This is a genomic window from Azovibrio restrictus DSM 23866 (assembly GCF_000429665.1).
GTDB classification, from domain to species: Bacteria; Pseudomonadota; Gammaproteobacteria; order Burkholderiales; family Rhodocyclaceae; genus Azovibrio; species Azovibrio restrictus.
Genome location: NZ_AUCH01000003.1, coordinates 62969 through 79771 on the forward strand (window position 1 = coordinate 62969; position 16803 = coordinate 79771).

Annotated in this window: 16 protein-coding genes; 9 read left to right on the top strand and 7 right to left on the bottom strand. The window is 66.7% G+C overall.

Features of this window, described 5'->3' with window-relative positions; all coding sequences use genetic code 11:
* Window positions 1-27 precede the first annotated feature (27 nt).
* Window positions 28-1992 (bottom strand): monovalent cation:proton antiporter family protein, encoded by a 1965-nt coding sequence (locus G474_RS0103970; protein WP_026685847.1) that lies wholly within the window; start codon window positions 1990-1992, stop codon window positions 28-30.
* A gap of 55 nt (window positions 1993-2047) precedes the next feature.
* On the opposite strand from G474_RS0103970, the gene G474_RS0103975 reads away from it, so the two are divergent.
* The 6 genes from G474_RS0103975 (at window position 2048) to G474_RS0104000 (ending at window position 6182) form a co-directional block, all read left to right on the top strand.
* Window positions 2048-3064, top strand: coding sequence for a KpsF/GutQ family sugar-phosphate isomerase (locus tag G474_RS0103975; RefSeq protein ID WP_026685848.1), 1017 nt, complete (start codon window positions 2048-2050; stop codon window positions 3062-3064).
* Window positions 3064-3606 carry a KdsC family phosphatase gene (locus G474_RS0103980; protein WP_026685849.1) on the top strand — a complete coding sequence of 181 codons (543 nt, stop codon included), beginning with the start codon at window positions 3064-3066 and terminating at the stop codon, window positions 3604-3606. Before G474_RS0103975 ends, G474_RS0103980 begins: the two co-directional genes overlap by 1 nt.
* Window positions 3603-4199 carry an LPS export ABC transporter periplasmic protein LptC gene (gene lptC, locus G474_RS0103985; RefSeq protein ID WP_026685850.1) on the top strand — a complete coding sequence of 199 codons (597 nt, stop codon included), beginning with the start codon at window positions 3603-3605 and terminating at the stop codon, window positions 4197-4199. Before G474_RS0103980 ends, lptC begins: the two co-directional genes overlap by 4 nt.
* Window positions 4196-4801, top strand: coding sequence for a lipopolysaccharide transport periplasmic protein LptA (gene lptA / locus G474_RS19440; protein ID WP_043463177.1), 606 nt, complete (start codon window positions 4196-4198; stop codon window positions 4799-4801). Before lptC ends, lptA begins: the two co-directional genes overlap by 4 nt.
* A gap of 184 nt (window positions 4802-4985) precedes the next feature.
* Window positions 4986-5546 (top strand): phasin family protein, encoded by a 561-nt coding sequence (locus G474_RS0103995; protein WP_026685851.1) that lies wholly within the window; start codon window positions 4986-4988, stop codon window positions 5544-5546.
* A gap of 66 nt (window positions 5547-5612) precedes the next feature.
* Window positions 5613-6182: a phasin family protein gene (locus G474_RS0104000; protein ID WP_026685852.1), complete on the top strand. Its 570-nt coding sequence runs from the start codon at window positions 5613-5615 to the stop codon at window positions 6180-6182.
* 79 nt (window positions 6183-6261) lie between these two features.
* On the opposite strand, the gene G474_RS0104005 is transcribed toward G474_RS0104000, so the two are convergent.
* The 4 genes from G474_RS0104005 to G474_RS22395 are packed head-to-tail and all read right to left on the bottom strand — an operon-like array spanning window position 6262 to window position 11927.
* Window positions 6262-7029, bottom strand: a complete 768-nt coding sequence (locus G474_RS0104005) for a competence/damage-inducible protein A (RefSeq protein WP_026685853.1) — start codon at window positions 7027-7029, stop codon at window positions 6262-6264.
* On the bottom strand, window positions 7026-7775 hold the full coding sequence (locus tag G474_RS0104010) for an EI24 domain-containing protein (protein ID WP_026685854.1): 750 nt from the start codon (window positions 7773-7775) through the stop codon (window positions 7026-7028). The genes G474_RS0104005 and G474_RS0104010 overlap by 4 nt, the downstream gene beginning before the upstream one ends.
* The gene (gene hrpA, locus G474_RS0104015; RefSeq protein ID WP_169729489.1) at window positions 7768-11742 is read right to left on the bottom strand and encodes an ATP-dependent RNA helicase HrpA; all 3975 of its coding nucleotides are present in this window, start codon (window positions 11740-11742) and stop codon (window positions 7768-7770) included. Before hrpA ends, G474_RS0104010 begins: the two co-directional genes overlap by 8 nt.
* Before the next feature lie 8 nt (window positions 11743-11750).
* Complete coding sequence (locus tag G474_RS22395; protein WP_084513555.1) at window positions 11751-11927, bottom strand: tyrosine-type recombinase/integrase; 177 nt, start codon at window positions 11925-11927, stop codon at window positions 11751-11753.
* 176 nt (window positions 11928-12103) lie between these two features.
* Between G474_RS22395 and rpoH the strand changes: the two genes are divergently transcribed.
* A complete protein-coding gene (gene rpoH, locus G474_RS0104020) occupies window positions 12104-12964 on the top strand; it encodes an RNA polymerase sigma factor RpoH (protein WP_026685856.1) in 861 nt (286 codons plus the stop codon).
* 76 nt (window positions 12965-13040) lie between these two features.
* Here the strand turns inward: rpoH and G474_RS0104025 are convergent, their stop codons facing one another.
* Window positions 13041-13952: a pseudouridine synthase gene (locus G474_RS0104025; RefSeq protein ID WP_084513556.1), complete on the bottom strand. Its 912-nt coding sequence runs from the start codon at window positions 13950-13952 to the stop codon at window positions 13041-13043.
* Window positions 13949-14284, bottom strand: coding sequence for an FKBP-type peptidyl-prolyl cis-trans isomerase (locus tag G474_RS0104030; RefSeq protein ID WP_026685858.1), 336 nt, complete (start codon window positions 14282-14284; stop codon window positions 13949-13951). Before G474_RS0104030 ends, G474_RS0104025 begins: the two co-directional genes overlap by 4 nt.
* Before the next feature lie 211 nt (window positions 14285-14495).
* On the opposite strand from G474_RS0104030, the gene G474_RS0104035 reads away from it, so the two are divergent.
* Both G474_RS0104035 and mobA read left to right on the top strand, forming a co-directional pair.
* A complete protein-coding gene (locus tag G474_RS0104035; protein ID WP_043463179.1) occupies window positions 14496-16124 on the top strand; it encodes a FapA family protein in 1629 nt (542 codons plus the stop codon).
* A gap of 11 nt (window positions 16125-16135) precedes the next feature.
* Window positions 16136-16801, top strand: coding sequence for a molybdenum cofactor guanylyltransferase MobA (mobA, locus tag G474_RS19445; RefSeq protein ID WP_084513557.1), 666 nt, complete (start codon window positions 16136-16138; stop codon window positions 16799-16801).
* Window positions 16802-16803 lie beyond the last annotated feature (2 nt).

Sequence of the window (16803 nt, forward strand, 5' to 3'; positions counted from 1 at the left end):
GATGGCCGGCCCCCGGGGCCGGCCGGCTCAGACCCGGGCCCGGGCGCCGCGTAGCAGACGCTCCTCGGCAGCCGTCAGGCCGGCGGGGAGCCCCAGGAGCACCACCACATCCCCTGCCTTGAGCCGGGTTTCCGGGGTGGGCTCCACGGCCTTGATGCCCCGGCGGCGGATGGCGCTCACCTCGCAGCCCAGGGCCCCCAGGTCCATTTCTTCCAGGGACAGGCCGATGCTGCCCGAGCCCGGCCCCAGCCAGACCGAGCGTAGCCGGGGCTGCTCCTCCTCATCCTCCCGGTCGCTCACCCCGTGGAAGAAGCCCCGCAGCAGCTGATAACGGGCACTGCGGGTGTCGCGCACCCGGCGCAGCACCCGGTTCAGGGGCACCCCCACCAGCACCAGGGCATGGGAGGCCAGGGTCAGGCTGGCTTCCAGGGATTCGGGCACCACCTCGGTGGCCCCGGCCTTGGAGAGCCGCTCGAAATCCCGCTCGTCCAGGGTACGCACCACCACCGGCAGTTCGGGCCGGTAATCACGCACATGCTGAAGGATTTTCTCCGCCCCCCGGGTGTCGTCCACCGAGACGATCACCACGCTGGCCCGCTGCAGCCCCGCCGCCAGCAGGGACTCCCGCCGGGTCGCATCGGCAAAGACCACACTCTCACCGGCCGCCGCCGCTGCACGCACCCGCTCCGGGTCCAGGTCCAGGGCCACGTAATCCACCCCTTCCTGGGCCAGGAAACGGGCCAGGAACTGGCCGCTGCGGCCAAAGCCGCAGATGATGGCGTGCTTTTCCGTGGCCATGCTGCTGGCCGCCAGCTGGGTCAGCTGCATGGACTTGAGCAGCCATTCACTGCCCGCGAAACGGGTCACGATGCGCTCGCAGTAATGGACGATGAAGGGGGCCACGAGCATGGACAGGACCAGGGCCGAGAGCACCACCTGCTCCACGTGCCGGGGAATGCGCCCGGCTTCGCCGAGCAGCACGAAGCCGAACTCGCCCCCGGCGCACAGCCATAGGGCGGCGCGGATCGAGTTGCCGGGGGAGGAGCCCATGCGTCGGGCCACCAGGCCGACAATCACCCCCTTGAGCAGCAGCAGCCCGGCCAGGACCCCGAGCACCGCCCACCAGTTGCGCAACAGGATGGGCATGTCCAGCTTCATGCCGATGGTGACGAAGAACAGGCCCATGAGCACATCCCGGAAGGGCTTGATGTCCTCCTCCACCTGCAGCTTGTACTCGGTCTCGGAAATCAGCATCCCGGCCACGAAGGCCCCCAGGGCCAGGGACAGGCCGGCCAGTTCGGTGACATAGGCCAGGGACAGGGTGATCAGGAGCACGTTCAGGGCGAAGATTTCCGAGGACCGGGCCCGGGCCACGAAATGGAACCACTTGCGCATCAGCCGCTGGCCGAAGAACAGGATCAGGGACAGCACCACGACCGCCTTGACCAGGGCGATGCCCATCAGCATCGCCATCTGTTCGGGGGGCTTGGACAGGGAGGGCAGCAGGATCAGCAGGGGCACCACGGCCAGGTCCTGGAACAGCAGCACCCCGATCACGTCGCGGCCATGGGGCGCGTCCAGCTCCATGCGCTCCGCCAGCAGCTTGGAGAGCACGGCGGTGGAAGACATGGAGAGGATGCCCCCCAGGGCCAGGCCCAGCTGCCAGGAGTGGCCGAACACCAGGGACAGGGCGGTGACCGCCCCCATGGTCACCGCCACCTGGGCCAGCCCCAGGCCGAATACCGTACGCCGCATGGTATGCAGCTTGGGCAGGGAGAATTCCAGGCCGATGGAGAACATCAGGAACACCACGCCGAACTCGGCCAGATGTTGGGCCCCGGAAACATCCTTCATGAGGTTGAAGGCATGGGGGCCGATCAGGGTACCCACCAGCAGGTAGCCCAGCACCGGTGGCAGGTTGATGCGGCGGAACAGGACCACCGCCAGCACCGAGGCTCCCAGGAGGACGAGGGTCAATTGCAGCGTATTCATGGGGAGCCGGGGCGGTGTTGTTATAATCCAGAGTAATCATAAACGCTCGCATCCCATGGCCCCAAGCCCTTCCGCAGCCTCCACCCCGTCCCGCCCCCCCGCCTCGCCGAGCCGGGCCGTGGACCTGGCCGCCCGGACCCTGCGCATCGAAGCCGATGCCCTGCTGGCGCTGATTCCCCGCCTGAACGGGGATTTCAGCCGCAGCGTGGAACTGATCCTGGCCAGCAGTGGCCGGGTCATCGTCAGCGGCATGGGCAAGTCCGGGCACGTGGCGCGCAAGATCGCCGCCACCCTGGCCAGCACCGGCACCCCCGCCTATTTCGTCCATCCCGGCGAAGCCAGCCACGGGGACCTGGGCATGGTCCAGGGCTCCGATGTGTTCCTGGCCCTGTCCAACTCCGGGGAAACCGAAGAGGTGCTGCGCATCCTGCCCGCCATCAAGCGCCAGGGCGCCAAGCTCATCGCCATGACCGGCAACCCGGCCTCCAGCCTGGCCCGGGAGGCGGACGCCCACCTGGATGCCAGCGTCGCCCAGGAAGCCTGCCCCCTGAACCTGGCCCCCACCGCCAGCACCACCGCCGCCCTGGCCCTGGGAGATGCCCTGGCCGTGGCCCTGCTCGACGCCCGCGGCTTCGGCCCCGAGGACTTCGCCCTGTCCCACCCGGGCGGCACCCTGGGCCGGCGCCTGCTCACCCACGTGCGCGACGTGATGCACGCGGCCGACACGGTCCCCACCGTGCATCCCGATGCCCCCCTCACCGACGCCATCCTGGCCATGAGCCAGGGGGGCCTGGGCATGACCGCCATCACCGACCCGGAATCCCGCATCCTCGGCATCTTCACCGACGGGGATCTGCGCCGGGCCTTCGCCCAGGGCCTGGACCTGGGACGCGCCATCATCGGCAGCCTGATGCACCCCAACCCCCACTGCATCGCCCCGGAACGGCTGGCGGTGGAGGCCGTGGACCTGATGGAGCGCCACCGTATCAACCAGCTCCTGGTCGCCGATGCTGATGGCCGGCTCCTGGGCGCCCTCAACATGCACGACCTGTTCCGTGCCAAGGTGATCTGATGCAAGCAGAAGCACGCGCCGCCCGTCTCAAGCTCATGGCCTTCGACATCGACGGGGTGATGACCGACGGGCGCCTCTATTTCACCGAAGACGGCAAGGAGTTCAAGGCCTTCAACACCCTGGACGGCCACGGCCTGAAACAGCTGCAGAAGGCCGGCATCACCCTGGCCATCATCACCGGCCGCAGCTCCGGCGCCGTGGCAGCCCGGGCCGCCAACCTGGGCATCCCCCACCTGTACCAGGGCGTGGAAAACAAGCGGGAATGCCTGGAGCGTCTGCTGCAAACCCTGCAGCTCCCCTGGGAAGCCGCCGGCTACATGGGGGACGACGTGGTGGATCTACCGGTGATGCTGGCCTGCGGCTTCTGCGCCGCCCCCGCCAACAGTCACGCCGCCGTCCTGCAGCGGGCCCACCAGGTGAGCCAGCGCCGGGGCGGCGAAGGTGCCGTGCGGGAAATCTGCGACTTCATCCTGGCGGCCCAGGGGCAGCTGGATGCCGCCCTAGCCCCCTATCTCCAGGCTCCCGCCGCCCCACAGCCGTGAGACCGGGCGCCTCCACCCTCTTTCCCCTGCTGGTGCTGAGCATCCTGGCCGGGCTGTCCTTCTGGCTCGAACAGGCTACGGAGGTCCCCCTGGTCAGCGACACCGGCAAGGCCCGCCACGACCCGGACACTCTGGTGGATCAGCTCACCGTGTTCCGCCACGGCCCGGACGGCCAGCTCAAGTACAAGCTGGTGGCCAGCCACATGGAACACTATCCCGATGACGAAAGCAGCCTGGTGGTCGCCCCCCGCCTGACCAGCTACCGCCCCGACGCCCCCGAAGTGGTGCTTACCGGCAAGACCGCCCTGGTCACCCAGGAAGGCAAGCACGTGCTGGTGCGGGACGAGGTGGTGGTGACCCGGGCCGCTTTTGCCGGCCGGGCCGAAATGGTGGCCCGGACACCGGAACTGACCGTCCTGCCCGAAGAAGGCAAGGCCTACAACCAGCACCCCGTGCAGATCACCCAGGGCGAAAGCTGGATGCGCGGCACCGGAGTCCAGGTGGATAACAACCTGGGCACCTTTTCCCTGCAATCCAGCGTCACCGGCGAGTATTTCCGCAAACGTCAGCCCCAGACCGAGACCAGACCATGATCCACGCTCCCTTTTTCCGGGCCCTGCTGCTCGGCCTCGCCCTGAGCTCCAGCCTCCCCGCCCTGGCCGAACGGGCCGACCGGGAAAAACCCATCGCCCTGGAGGCCGACAAGGTCACCATCGACGACATCAAGCGGGTCCAGGTGCTGGAAGGCAACGTGATCCTCACCCAGGGCACCCTGATCATTCATTCCGACAAGATCGTGGTGAGCGAGGATGCCTACGGCTTCCAGCGCGGCACCGCCTTCGGCGGCCCCAAGGGGCTGGCCCGTTTCAAGCAGAAGCGGGAAGGCAGCGAGGAATGGATCGAAGGGGAAGCGGAACGCATCGAGTACGACACCCGCACCGAAGTGGCGGAATTTTTCCGCCGGGCCTGGATCAAGAGCGGCGAAGACCGGTTGAAGGGCGACTACATCTGGTACGACGCCATTTCCGAACGCTACCTGGCTTCCGCCGGGGAAGGCCCCCAGAAAAAGCCCATCCGGGTACAGGCCACCATCCATCCCAAGACCAAGGGGGCCCCGGCAGCCGAAGGCAGCTCCGGCCCCAGCGGCCTGCAGCTCAAAAGCACGGGCGGACTGACCCCGCCGGAACACCCCTGAAGCACCGCCACAAAGCCCTTACACGAGCCTTACAAGCTCTTGTAAGCAAAGCGGAAAACTTCTTTGTGCGGCGCACAAAAATATGTTGACATCCGGATTTTCGTTCCTATAATTGGGCTCATGCTGCAACGCAACATTTGCGGCCCAGCGTTTCCCACCTTAGTCCTTTGATAGGAGCATCACCATGATCACCACTCCCGAGCAATTCGCTGTCGCCAACAAGGCTGCCGTTGATTCCATGCTGTCCCTGGCCAACACCGCCCTGGCTTCCGCCGAGCGCATTGCTGCCCTCAACCTGAACACCGCCCGCTCCCTGCTGGAAGATTCCGTCGCCAACACCAAGGCCCTGATGGGTGCCAAGGACGTGCAGGAAGCCATGTCCCTGCAAGCCTCCCTGGCCCAGCCCAATGTGGAAAAGGCCGTGGCCTACACCCGCAGCGTGTACGAAATCTCCGCCCAGACCAAGGAAGAGCTGTCCAAGATGGTCGAAGCCCAGTTCGCCGACTTCCAGAAGCAAGTCGCCTCCCTGCTGGACCAGGCCTCCAAGAGCTCTCCCGCCGGTTCCGATGTGGCCGTGGCTGCCGTCAAGTCCGCCATCGCCGCCGCCAACTCCGCTTTTGACAGCATGAACAAGGCTGCCAAGCAGGTTTCCGAAATGGCCGAAGCCAACGTGGCCGCCGCCACCAACGCCACTGTCAAGGCCGTGGGCGCCACCGCCGCTGCCGCCAAGAAAAAGACTGCCTAAGTTCTGGCATAGCCGCACAACCCCCGCTACGGCGGGGGTTTTACCATCCACAATCCGGAGGAAACCATGAGCACCCCGAACATCGAACAACTGGCCGCCGCCCAGAAGGCCAACGCCGAAGTGATGACCACCCTGATGCGCGCCGCCTTCAACGGCATGGAACGCCTGGCTGCCCTGAACATGGCCGCCTCCCGCGAATTCTTCAATACCGCCGTGAGCAACACCCAGCAGCTGCTCTCCGTCAAGGACCCCAGCGAGCTGTCCAAGCTGAACGCCAACCTGGCCCAGCCTGCCCTGGAAAAGTGGATGGATTACACCCGCAGCGTCTATGACCTGGTGAGCTCCGTCCAGAAGGAAGTAGGTTCCGTGGTCGAAGGCCAGTACGCCCAGTTCTCCAAGACCGCCGCTGCCAACCTGGACAAGACCAAGTCCGCTCCCGGCGGTGACATCCTGGCCGCCACCATGAAGTCCATGCTGGACGCCTCTGGCCGCGCCTTCGACCAGATGAACGCCATGGCCCGTCAGGCTGCCGACATCGCCGAAGCCAACCTGCAGGTGGCCGCCAACACCACCACCCAGGCTGCCGCCGCTGCCACCAGCGCCGCCTCCAAAGCCGCTGCCGCCGCCAAGAAGTAAGCCACTTCCCGGCCAGCAAAAAGCCCCGGTCGATGCCGGGGCTTTGTGCGTTTACGCGTCCTTCTGGCCGTCGCAGGGATCAGTCGCGCCAGACCCAATGGATGCCGCGCCGCTCCACCTCCTGGCGGATTTCTTCCATGGCCATGTCCACCCGGCTGGCCTCACCTTCCACCCCCAGCTCCAGGTGCCGGCGCTCCTTACCGATCAGGGAGGGCAGGGAGAACAGGCGCAGCTCCGGGTAGGCCGCCACGATGTGCTGCATCAAATCCAGCAGGGCCGACTCGTAGGCCATCTCCCCGGTGAGCAGGAAAGCCTTCTCCACCATGGGATGCTGGTTGAACAAATCGCGATAGAAGGTATCCAGGGCCCATTCGATCATGGGGTGGGCCATCTGAGGAAAGCCGGGCACGAAGTAGTGTTCCTTCACCATGAAGCCGGGAATGCGGTTGAAGGGGTTGGGGATGATCTCGGAACCCAGGGGGAAAGTCCCCAGCAGGCGCCGCACATCCGTCAGTTCATCGCCGAAACGCAGCCGCAGTTCGGCCTCGGCCTCCGGGCTCAGGGCAAGCCCCACCCCCAGGGCGGCGGCGGCCGCCTGGCGAGTGTAGTCATCCGGGGTGTTGCCGATGCCGCCACAGGAAAACACCACCTCGCCGGCCGCCATGCTGCGCCGGAACACCTCCGCCAGCCGGGCCTGGTCGTCACTGTGGTACTGGACCCAGGACAGGCGCAGCCCCCTGGCCGCCATCATTCCGGCCACGGCGGCAAAGTGCTTGTCCTGGCGCTTGCCGGAAATGATCTCGTCACCGATGACCACGAGACCGAAAACCTTGCTCTGCTGACTCACGTGCTGCTCTCCTGAATTTGCTGAGGGGTGATGCTGACCAGAGCCCCGCCGCGCAGCTGGCGCAGGGCTTCGAGACAATAGTGGATGTAGGCCAGGGCCGACAGGGCCGGCACCAGCAGCCCCAGGAGCGGCACGTGGGCCATGAGGGAAAGCACCAGCCCAAGGACGAACAAGGGCCAGGCGTGGGCCCGGCGGATTTCCTGCCATTCGGCCTCGGTGGCATGAACTGCCAGGCAGTCAAAGGCGAAGGTCTTGCGGTTGAACCAGGCCAGGAGCAGCAGGGGCAGGATCAGGCCCAGGCCGGGGATCAGCCACAGGGGCAGGCTGGCGAACCAGCCCAGGATGAACAGGCCGGTGGCCACGACACTGTTCCAGGCCGCCGCCACGAAACTGTCCTTGCCCAGGGCCGCCAGCTCCGGGTATTCCCGGGCCGCCACCTTTTCCAGCAGCCAGGGCAGGACGAAGATCGCCGCGATCATGGCCGTGGTCAGGTAGGCCAGGGCGAAGATCAGCATCCAGCCGCCCAGATAGGCCAGGAAGGTGGCCAGCCATACCAGCCCCCAGGAGGCCAGCAGGGTCATGGGCGGGTTCTGCAGCAGCCAGGCCACCAGCTCCCCCAGGCCGAACCAGGCCAAGCCCAGCCAGAGCAGCAGGGAAAAGCCGGCCGGGGCCAGCAGGTAGCGCCACAGACCCGGCCGGGCCAGGCTGGCAAAGCTCCTCATCAAGGCCGACAACACCTTAGCCATACTGGATTCCCTCCCACATCTTCTGCAAACGTTTGACCGATACCGGCACCGGGGTCTTCAGTTCCTGAGCGAAGAGGTTAACCCGCAACTCCTCCAGCAGCCAGCGGAACTGCTCCAGCTGGGGATCAAAGCGGCCCTGCTTGGCCAGCACCAGGGCCCGCCGCTCATACTGGGTCCACAGGGGCTGGTAGTCGGCCAGGGCCCGGGCGTCCCGGGCCGGGTCGGCCTTGAGCTTGTCGAGCCGCACCTGGGCCGCCTTCAGGTAACGGGGGAAATGCTGCAAGCGCTCGAAGGGGGTCTCGGCAATGAAGTGTTTGCCCATCAAGCGTTTCACCTGGGCATCGATGTCCGCCAGGGCCGCCCCGTGGGCCTTGAAGGCGGGCAGCTTCTTCAGCAGGGCCTGCCACTCGCTGAGCACCTGCCCCACCAGGCGGGCGATTTCCTGCATCAGCAGGCCCAGGCGCTGCTTGGCTTCGGCACAGCGGGCCTTGAAGCTTTCCGCGTCCGTGGGCCAGGGCTCGGTGAGGCAGGCCCGCTCGAAGGTCAGGTCGATGAGCTGGCGCTTCAGCTCCTCGCTGGAGCCCAGGTTCATGTATTGCATGGCCATCTGGGTGAGGCCCGGCAGGTTCTTCTCGAAATACTTCACCTGCTCCCGGAACTGCAGCATGAAGAGGCGCAGCAGGCCCCAGCTATGGACTCGCTGGGCTTCCTCCTGGTCGTCGTAGACCTTGAGGCTCACCGTCTCCCCGTCGTCGTGCAAGGCCGGGTAGCCGAGCACCGTTTGTCCAGCTACCGGGACTTCCATCAACTCCGGCAGTGCGCCGAAGGTCCAGTCCGTCAGCCCGGTGAAGCCGGAAGGGGTCTCGTGCAGCTCGGCGAATTCCTGGCGCGCCTCCTTGCCCCATTGGGCTTTCAGCTGGGCCAGGTTGCGCCCCATGTCCAGCTGCCGGCCGTGCTCATCCACCAGCAGGATGTTCATGGAGAAATGGGCCGGCAGGGTATCGGGGCGGAAGGCATCCGGGGTCACGGCCCAGCCCCGGGCATTGAGGCCCCGGGCGGTTAGGATGAACTCGATCAGGGGCGGGATGATGCCCTGGCCCATGCGCCGTTCGGCGGTGTTCGGGTCGCCCTGGACCCAGGCGATGAATTCCTCCACGAACTCGGGCACCGGCACCAGCTTGGCGCGGATCTTCTGGGGCAGGGTCTTGATCAGCTGCATCAGTTTTTCCTTCAGCAAGCCCGGCACCAGCCACTCCAGCCGCAGGGCAGGCAACTGGTTCAACTGGGCCAGGGGCGCGGTCAGGGTCACCCCGTCCCGGGCATTGCCGGGCTCAAAGTGGTAGGCAAGCGGGTACTCGACCCCGCCCACCTTGAGGTGATGGGGAAAGGCCTCGGTGGTGATGCCCGCCGCCGAGTGGCGCATCAGGTCGTCCTTGGAGAGGTGCAGCAGCTTGGGCTGCTCCCGCTCCGCCTCCTTGCGCCAGTGGTCGAAGGTGGCGCCGTTATGGATGCCCTCGGGAATCAGGTGGTCGTAGAAGGCGTAGATCAGCTCGTCGTCCACCAGCACATCCTGGCGGCGCTGCTTGTGCTCCAGGTTCTCGATTTCCCGGATCAGCTTCTGGTTGTGCTGCCAGAAAGGCCAGCGCCGGGCGTAGCTTTCTTCCACCTCGCCGCCCACCAGGGCCTGGCGGATGAAGATTTCCCGCCCCTCGGCCGGAGCCATGGGGCCGTAATGGACCCGCCGCTTGGGGGTGATGACCACCCCGTACAGGGTGGTGCGCTCCCAGGCCGCCACCTGCATGGATTTCTTTTCCCAGTGAGGATCGAAGTAGCTGCGCTTGATAAGGTGAGCGCCCACTTCCTCCAGCCATTCAGGTTCGATGCGGGCCACGCAGCGGCCGTAGAGGCGGGTGGTTTCGGTGATCTCGGCGGCGAGGATCCACTTGCCCGCCTTCTTCTGCAGGGGCGAGGCCGGGTGGATCAGGTAGCGGATGCCCCGGGCCCCCAGGTAGTGGCCGGTCTCGTCGGACTTGCAGCCCAGGTTGCCGAGCAGGCCCGTGAGCAGGGCCTTGTGGATGGCCTCGTAGTGGCCGGGAATCTCGTTTTCCTTCCAGCCCAATTCCGCCACCAGGGCATGCAGCTGGCCATGGACCTCGCGCCACTCGCGCATACGCAGGTGGGAGAGGAAGTTGGCGTGGCAGACCTCCACCAGTTTCTTGTTGGATTTCTTGTGCTCCACCTCGTGCACAAACCAGTCCCAGAGCTTGAGCCAGCCCAGGAATTCGGACTTGTCCTCCAAGCTTTTCTCGCTCGCCTGGGCGCCGGCCCCCGGGAACATGATGCGCCGGTGCTTCTCGTCCGCCGCCTGCTGCTTGTCCTGGGGCCGCTCCCGGGGGTCCTGGGTGGACAGCGCCGCGGCGATCACCAGCACTTCCCGCAGGCAGCCCCGCTCCTTGGCCGCCACGATCATGCGGGCGATGCGGGGGTCCAGGGGCAGCCGGGCCAGGGTGCGGCCCACCTCGGTGAGGCGGCGCTCGTCATCCAGGGCGCCCAGTTCCTGGAGCAGGGTGTAGCCGTCGCCGATGGCCTTGTCCGGCGGCGCCTCCAGGAAGGGGAAGCGCTCCACCTCGGTGAGCTTGAGGGACTTCATCCTCAGGATCACCCCGGCCAGGGACGAGCGCAGGATTTCCGGGTCGGTGAAGGGGGGGCGGGCGTTGAAATCGGCCTCGTCGTAGAGGCGGATGCACACCCCGGCCGCCACCCGGCCGCAACGGCCGGCCCGCTGCCGGGCCGCCGCCTGGCTGACCTTCTCCACCTGCAGCTGCTCCACCTTGTTGCGGTAGGAGTAGCGCTTGACCCGGGCCAGGCCCGTATCCACCACGTAGCGGATGCCGGGCACGGTGAGGGAGGTTTCCGCCACGTTGGTGGCCAGCACGATGCGCCGGGCGCCGGAGGGCTTGAAGATGCGGTCCTGCTCGGCGGCGGAAAGCCGGGAGAAGAGGGGCAGGATTTCCGTGTGCTGGGGATGGTGTTTGCGCAGGGCCTCGGCCGCGTCGCGGATTTCCCGCTCCCCGGGCAGGAACACCAGGATGTCGCCGGGGCCGGAACGGGCCAGTTCGTCGCAGGCATCCACGATGGCATCGAACAGGTCCCGCTCGTCGTCGTCATCCTCCGTCTGCACGGGCCGATAACGCTGCTCCACCGGATACAGGCGGCCGGACACCTCGATCACCGGGGCGCCGTCGAAATGCCGGGAGAAGCGCTCCGCGTCGATGGTGGCGGAGGTGATGAGGAGCTTGAGATCGGGCCGCCGGGGCAGCACCTCCTTCAGGTAGCCGAGCAGGAAGTCGATGTTGAGGCTGCGTTCGTGGGCCTCGTCGATGATGATCGTGTCGTAGGCGGAGAGGGTCGGGTCGGTCTGGGTTTCCGCCAGCAGGATGCCGTCGGTCATCAGCTTCACCCAGGATTCCGGCGAGGTCCGGTCCTGGAAGCGGATCTTCACCCCCACCCCGGCCCCCACCTGGGTCTGCAGTTCCTGGGCCAGGCGGGAAGCCACCGAGCGGGCCGCCAGCCGCCGGGGTTGGGTATGGCCGATCAGCCCCGCCGCGCCCCGGCCCAGCTCCAGGCAGATCTTGGGCAGCTGGGTGGTCTTGCCGGAACCGGTCTCGCCACAGACGATCACCACCTGATGCAGGCGGATCAGCTCGGCAATTTCCGCCCGTTTTTCATTGACCGGCAGATCGGACTGGAACTCGGGTCTGGGCAAGCGGCTGCGCCGCTCCTCCACCGCCGCCTGAGAAGCGGCCAGCAAGGCGGCGAAGTCGGCCTGCAGCTTCTCCCGCCGCTCGCCACTGGCCCGCTGCAGCTCCCGCTGCATGCCCCGCAGGCGACGCATGTCCGCCGTACGGCAAAGGATTTCCAGCCCGGCAGCACGCCGGCCCTGGTTTCTGGAATGACTGGATTGCATGGAATCAACTATCGAGGGGCTGGCAACGCCCAGCTGCCCAGGTTCAAAACGTGGGTATCAATCATGGGGGGCAGGACATCCCTGTGGCCCGGCAACACCTGAACCCAATGGATATCCCACCGCTTCTGCCGCAAGTATGTCGCAAACGAAGGGCGCAATGTATGCGGAGTTGCCGATTTGACCAAGCCCGCCGAACGTTGGGGCGATTAACCCGGCTGCCCATGGCCTGTTCAGTCAGGTAGCGCCGCAGCGTTCTAATCCGACCGCCATTAATTCCCCGGGAGCGAACTTTCTTAGCTCTTAGCACTCCCATGCAGCGAGTGCTAAACTACGCGCGACATGATTTGGAGGAACAAGCACCATGACTCAAGCCCTGGCTTTTCCCGTACCTTCGACCGCTGGCAACATCGATGCCTACATCCAGGCAGCGAACCGGGTGCCCATGCTCTCGGAAGCGGAGGAAAACCAGCTGGCCCGCCGCTTCCATGACGAAGGGGACCTGGAAGCCGCCCGGCAGCTGGTCCTTTCCCATCTGCGCCTGGTGATCTCCATTGCCCGGGGCTACCTGGGCTACGGCCTGCCCCACGCGGACCTGATCCAGGAAGGCAATGTGGGCCTGATGAAGGCCGTCAAGCGCTTCGATCCGGACCGGGGAGTACGCCTGGTCTCTTTCGCCATCCACTGGATCAAGGCGGAAATCCACGAATACATCCTGAAGAACTGGCGTCTGGTCAAGGTAGCCACCACCAAGGCCCAGCGTAAGCTGTTCTTCAATCTGCGCAGTCTCAAGAACGGTTTCGAGGGCAGCCACAGCCTGACCCCGGAACAGACCGAAGAAATCGCCGGCAAGCTGGGGGTCAAGGCCGAGGAAGTGGCCGAGATGGAAACCCGCATGACCGGCCATGACCTGGCCCTGGAAGGTAGCCCCGACGACGGTGAGGAGGCCTACGCCCCCATCGACTACCTGGCCGACTCCCATTACGAGCCGACCCGGGTGATCGAGGGCAAGGAATACGCCCGCCTCCAGGACGAGGGCCTGCGCACCGCCCTGGAAGGCCTGGACCCCCGCAGCCGCCGCATCATCGAGGCCCGCTGGCTGGCCGAGGACGAAAGCGCCACCCTGCACGAGCTGGCTGCCGAGTTCCAGGTCTCCGCCGAACGCATCCGCCAGATCGAGGTGAAGGCCCTACAGAAGATGCGCGGCCTGCTGACCGCCGCCTGAACCCGGCCCCACCCCAGCAAAAATGCCACCCGCGGGTGGCATTTTTGCTGGCATCAGACAGGTGCCGAAGACGGGCTCAGAAGACTTCGCCTTCGCGCAGGTAACGCCAGCGGCCGGCGGGGAGATCCCCCAGGCGGACCCGGCCCATGCGCACCCGCTTCAGCCCCACTACCTGGAGCCCCACCAGTTCACACATGCGGCGGATCTGGCGTTTCTTGCCTTCGCGCAGGACGAAGCGCAGCTGGTCCGCGTTCTGCCAGCTCACCTGGGCCGGCTTCAGGGGCTTGCCGTCCAGGGCAAGACCATGCTGCAGCAGTTCCAGCCCCCCGGGACGCAGTTCGCCTTCCACCCGCACCAGGTATTCCTTTTCCACCCCGGAATCCTCGCCGATCAACTGGCGGGCAATGCGGCCGTCCTGAGTCAGCACCAGGAGCCCGGTGGAATCGATATCCAGCCGCCCGGCCGGCGCCAGCCCCTTCAGGTGCCGGGGGTCGAACTCCGGCTCGCCTTCCTGGAGCCACTGGTTTTCCCGGCGGATCAGCACCACCGCCGGCTCATAGCCGGGTTCCGGCTGACCGGACACAAATCCGACGGGCTTGTTGAGCAGGATGGTGGCCTGACGAGCCTGCTGGCGCTTGGCTTCGGCGGCCAGGGTAACCTGGGCATCGGGACGGGCCCGGGTTCCCAGCTCGGTGACCCGCACCCCATCCACGAACACCAAGCCCCGCTCGATGTAGGCATCCGCCTCCCGCCGGGAGCAGAGTCCCCGCTCGGCCAGCAGCTTGGATACCCGGACCCCGGCCGGATTCTCGGCCGGCGGCGGACGCTGCCCTGCGGCCGGAGAACGGACGGGAGGCTCGCTCCTGGGCTTGCCGGCGGCAGGCGCACTGGAACGGCTGCGGCTGGTGCTGCCGCCAGGACTGCTGGGGCGTGCATCCCGGCCAGGCCCCGGGACCCGGACGCGCCGGGGTTTGGGCGTGTCGCTCACTGGATTTCCAGCAGTTCCACTTCAAAGACCAGGGTGGCGTGGGGCGGAATGACGCCGCCGGCCCCCATGGCGCCGTAGCCCATGTGCGGCGGGATGGTGAGCTTGCGCAGCCCGCCCACCTTCATGCCCTGCACCCCCTGGTCCCACCCCGCGATGACCCGGCGACCACCCAGCGGAAAGGCAAAAGGCTCGTTGCGATCATGGCTGGAGTCGAACTTGCTGCCATCGGTGAGCCAGCCCGTGTAGTGCACGGACACGTACTGACCGGCCTTGGCCTCTTCCCCATCTCCCACGCGCAGATCTTCAATGATCAATTCCTTGCTGTCGGCCATTTCCGGGCTCCTCTGTCTTGGGTTAAAGGCCGCAGTTTACCGGAGAGCGCCCGGAAAAATCCGGATTGTCTGCAAGCCCCGCCTCTTGCCGTGGCGCGGCAGCGCCACAGACCGCACTACAGGGAGGACAAGCGCGACCCTACAAACCTTGCTACTCTCTGCCGATAAGAAACACATAAGCGCCGGAGGCGCACACCGGGAGGAGTGAGACATGCTGACAACAACACAGACCAGGGGTGCCGGCCTGACCCTGCAGGCAGACGAGAGCGGTACCGCCCTGCTGGCCTCGGTGGAACCCGTGGCCGATGCGGGCAGTGTCGATGAAGACTGGCTGCGCCAGCAGGTGGAGGCCCTGGGTTACGGCCAGTTCCGCTACCTGCCGGAAGCCGCCACCCTGCTCCTGGGGCACTACAATGCCGGCCGGGCCGTGGCGGCCCTGCGGCTGGCGGAAGCCGTGGATGCCCAGCTGGAGATCCAGGTTTCCAAGGACGCCATGGAAGCCGCCCTGGACATCACCCCGGCCCAGGGGGGCAGCCCGGTGAGCAAGACTCAGGTACTCGCCGCCCTGGCCGAGAAGGGCATCACCGAAGGCATCCTGCTCGACGAAATCAACCAGGCCATCGCCGCTGGCGAAGCCCGGGGCCTGGTGATCGCCCGGGGCCGCCCCCCCGAGCACGGCCAGGACGGTTACTTCGAGAGCCTGATTCCCGCAGCCCGGGACAGGAAGCCCAGGCTGACCCAGAGCGGCCAGATCGACTACCGGGACATGGGCGACATCCTCGTGGTGCACCCGGACGATCCCCTGATGCGCCGGCACCGGGCCACACCCGGCACTCCCGGCACCACGGTGCTGGGTAATCCCATCCCCCCCAGGCCGGGCAAGGACGTGATGTACGCCACCAAACTCCAGGGCGTCAGCATTGCCCAGGGCGATCCCGACCTGCTGCTGGCCAGCCAGACCGGCCAGCCGGTGCAGCTCAAGGACGGCATGATGGTGGAACCGGTGTTCTCCCTGCCCGCGGTCAACATGGCCAGCGGCAATGTGAATTTCGACGGCAGCGTGGTCATCAAGGGGGACGTGAGCGCGGGCATGACCGTCAAGGCCAGCGGCGACATCGAGGTAGGCGGGGTGGTGGAAAACGCCCACCTGGAAGCCGGCGGCAGCATCCACGTCAAGGGCGGGGTGCTGGGCGCCATCGACCAGAAGAGCGGGGCCGACTACAGCATCCGCTGCGCTCACGACTTCCATGCCGCCTACGCTCAGAAGGCCCGGATCGAGGCGGGCGACAGCATCTTCATCGACGACATGGCCATGCAGTGCGAACTCACCGCCGGCCAGCACGTGAAGGTGGGCAAGGCCAAGCGCGGCCACATCATCGGCGGCCGCATCCAGGCCATGCTCTCCATCACCGCCCGGGTTCTGGGAGCCCCGAACCGCATCGCCACCCACTGCCACATCGGGGTGAATCCCAGCCTGCAGAAACAGGCCAGGGAACTGGCGGGGCAAAGGGACACCCAGGAAAACCAGTTGCTGGAGATCAGCAAGCTGCTGGAATTCGCCCGCCAGCACCCGGAACGGCTGCGCCCGGAAATGGTGGCCAAGGCCCGTCAGACCGCCGCCAACCTGTCGGCGGAAATCGCCCGCCTGCGGGACGAGGAAAAAGCCCTGGCCGACCAGATCGCCCTGGCCCAGGGCGCCCGGGTACTGGCCGAAGAAACCCTGCACGAGGGGGTGGAAGTGTACCTGGGCAGCCTCCATTACAAGGTGGTCGGCGACCACGGGGCCGGGCAGGTGGCCCTGGGCGACGGCGCCCTGGAACTGTCGGCCCCCCAGGCCTAGAAAAGCTCCCAATGCCCATCCCGCTCTCTGACACCAGACAGCCACAGCCTTGCGGCACCCCGCCCGAACCCCGCCCGCCCATCACCGGCCTGCTCCTGGCCGGCGGCCAGAGCCGGCGCATGGGACACCAGGACAAGGGACTGCAGCTCCTGGGCGGCAAGCCCATGGCCCAATGGGTGCTGGAGCGTCTGGCGCCCCAGGTGGACCAGCTTTGCATCAGCGCCAACCAGAACCAGGACCGTTACGCCACCCTGGGAAGCCCCTATGCCGCCCCGGTACTTCCTGACCGGCTCCCCGACCACCCGGGCCCCCTGGCAGGCCTGCACGCAGCCCTGAGCCAGATCCGGACGCCGCTCCTGGTCAGCGTGCCTTGCGATTCCCCCTTCCTGCCCCCGGACCTGGTCTCCCGTCTGTTCCTGGCCCTCCAGCAGGAGGGCAGCGACCTGGCCGTGGCCCGTTGCGGGGAACGCAGCCACCCGGTGTTCTGCCTCTGCCGTCGGGAACTGCTCCCCGGCCTGGAGGATTTTCTGCTGCGGGGCGAGCGCAAGGTCAGCCTCTGGCACGGGACCCTGCGGGTGGCGGAAGTCCCCTTCGACGACCGACCGGAGGCTTTCCTCAACCTCAATACCGAAGCGGAGCTGCAGGCCATCCGGGAGAGCCTGGCCGCGCCGGACTGAGC

What these genes read in the sequence shown, in the direction of transcription:
- G474_RS0103970 (WP_026685847.1), bottom strand. Translation starts at nt 1,992, where the DNA reads ATGAATACGCTGCAATTGACCCTCGTCCTCCTGGGAGCCTCGGTGCTG.
- G474_RS0103975 (WP_026685848.1), top strand. Translation starts at nt 2,048, where the DNA reads ATGGCCCCAAGCCCTTCCGCAGCCTCCACCCCGTCCCGCCCCCCCGCC.
- G474_RS0103980 (WP_026685849.1), top strand. Translation starts at nt 3,064, where the DNA reads ATGCAAGCAGAAGCACGCGCCGCCCGTCTCAAGCTCATGGCCTTCGAC.
- lptA (WP_043463177.1), top strand. Translation starts at nt 4,196, where the DNA reads ATGATCCACGCTCCCTTTTTCCGGGCCCTGCTGCTCGGCCTCGCCCTG.
- G474_RS0103995 (WP_026685851.1), top strand. Translation starts at nt 4,986, where the DNA reads ATGATCACCACTCCCGAGCAATTCGCTGTCGCCAACAAGGCTGCCGTT.
- G474_RS0104000 (WP_026685852.1), top strand. Translation starts at nt 5,613, where the DNA reads ATGAGCACCCCGAACATCGAACAACTGGCCGCCGCCCAGAAGGCCAAC.
- G474_RS0104010 (WP_026685854.1), bottom strand. Translation starts at nt 7,775, where the DNA reads ATGGCTAAGGTGTTGTCGGCCTTGATGAGGAGCTTTGCCAGCCTGGCC.
- hrpA (WP_169729489.1), bottom strand. Translation starts at nt 11,742, where the DNA reads ATGCAATCCAGTCATTCCAGAAACCAGGGCCGGCGTGCTGCCGGGCTG.
- rpoH (WP_026685856.1), top strand. Translation starts at nt 12,104, where the DNA reads ATGACTCAAGCCCTGGCTTTTCCCGTACCTTCGACCGCTGGCAACATC.
- G474_RS0104030 (WP_026685858.1), bottom strand. Translation starts at nt 14,284, where the DNA reads ATGGCCGACAGCAAGGAATTGATCATTGAAGATCTGCGCGTGGGAGAT.
- G474_RS0104035 (WP_043463179.1), top strand. Translation starts at nt 14,496, where the DNA reads ATGCTGACAACAACACAGACCAGGGGTGCCGGCCTGACCCTGCAGGCA.
- mobA (WP_084513557.1), top strand. Translation starts at nt 16,136, where the DNA reads ATGCCCATCCCGCTCTCTGACACCAGACAGCCACAGCCTTGCGGCACC.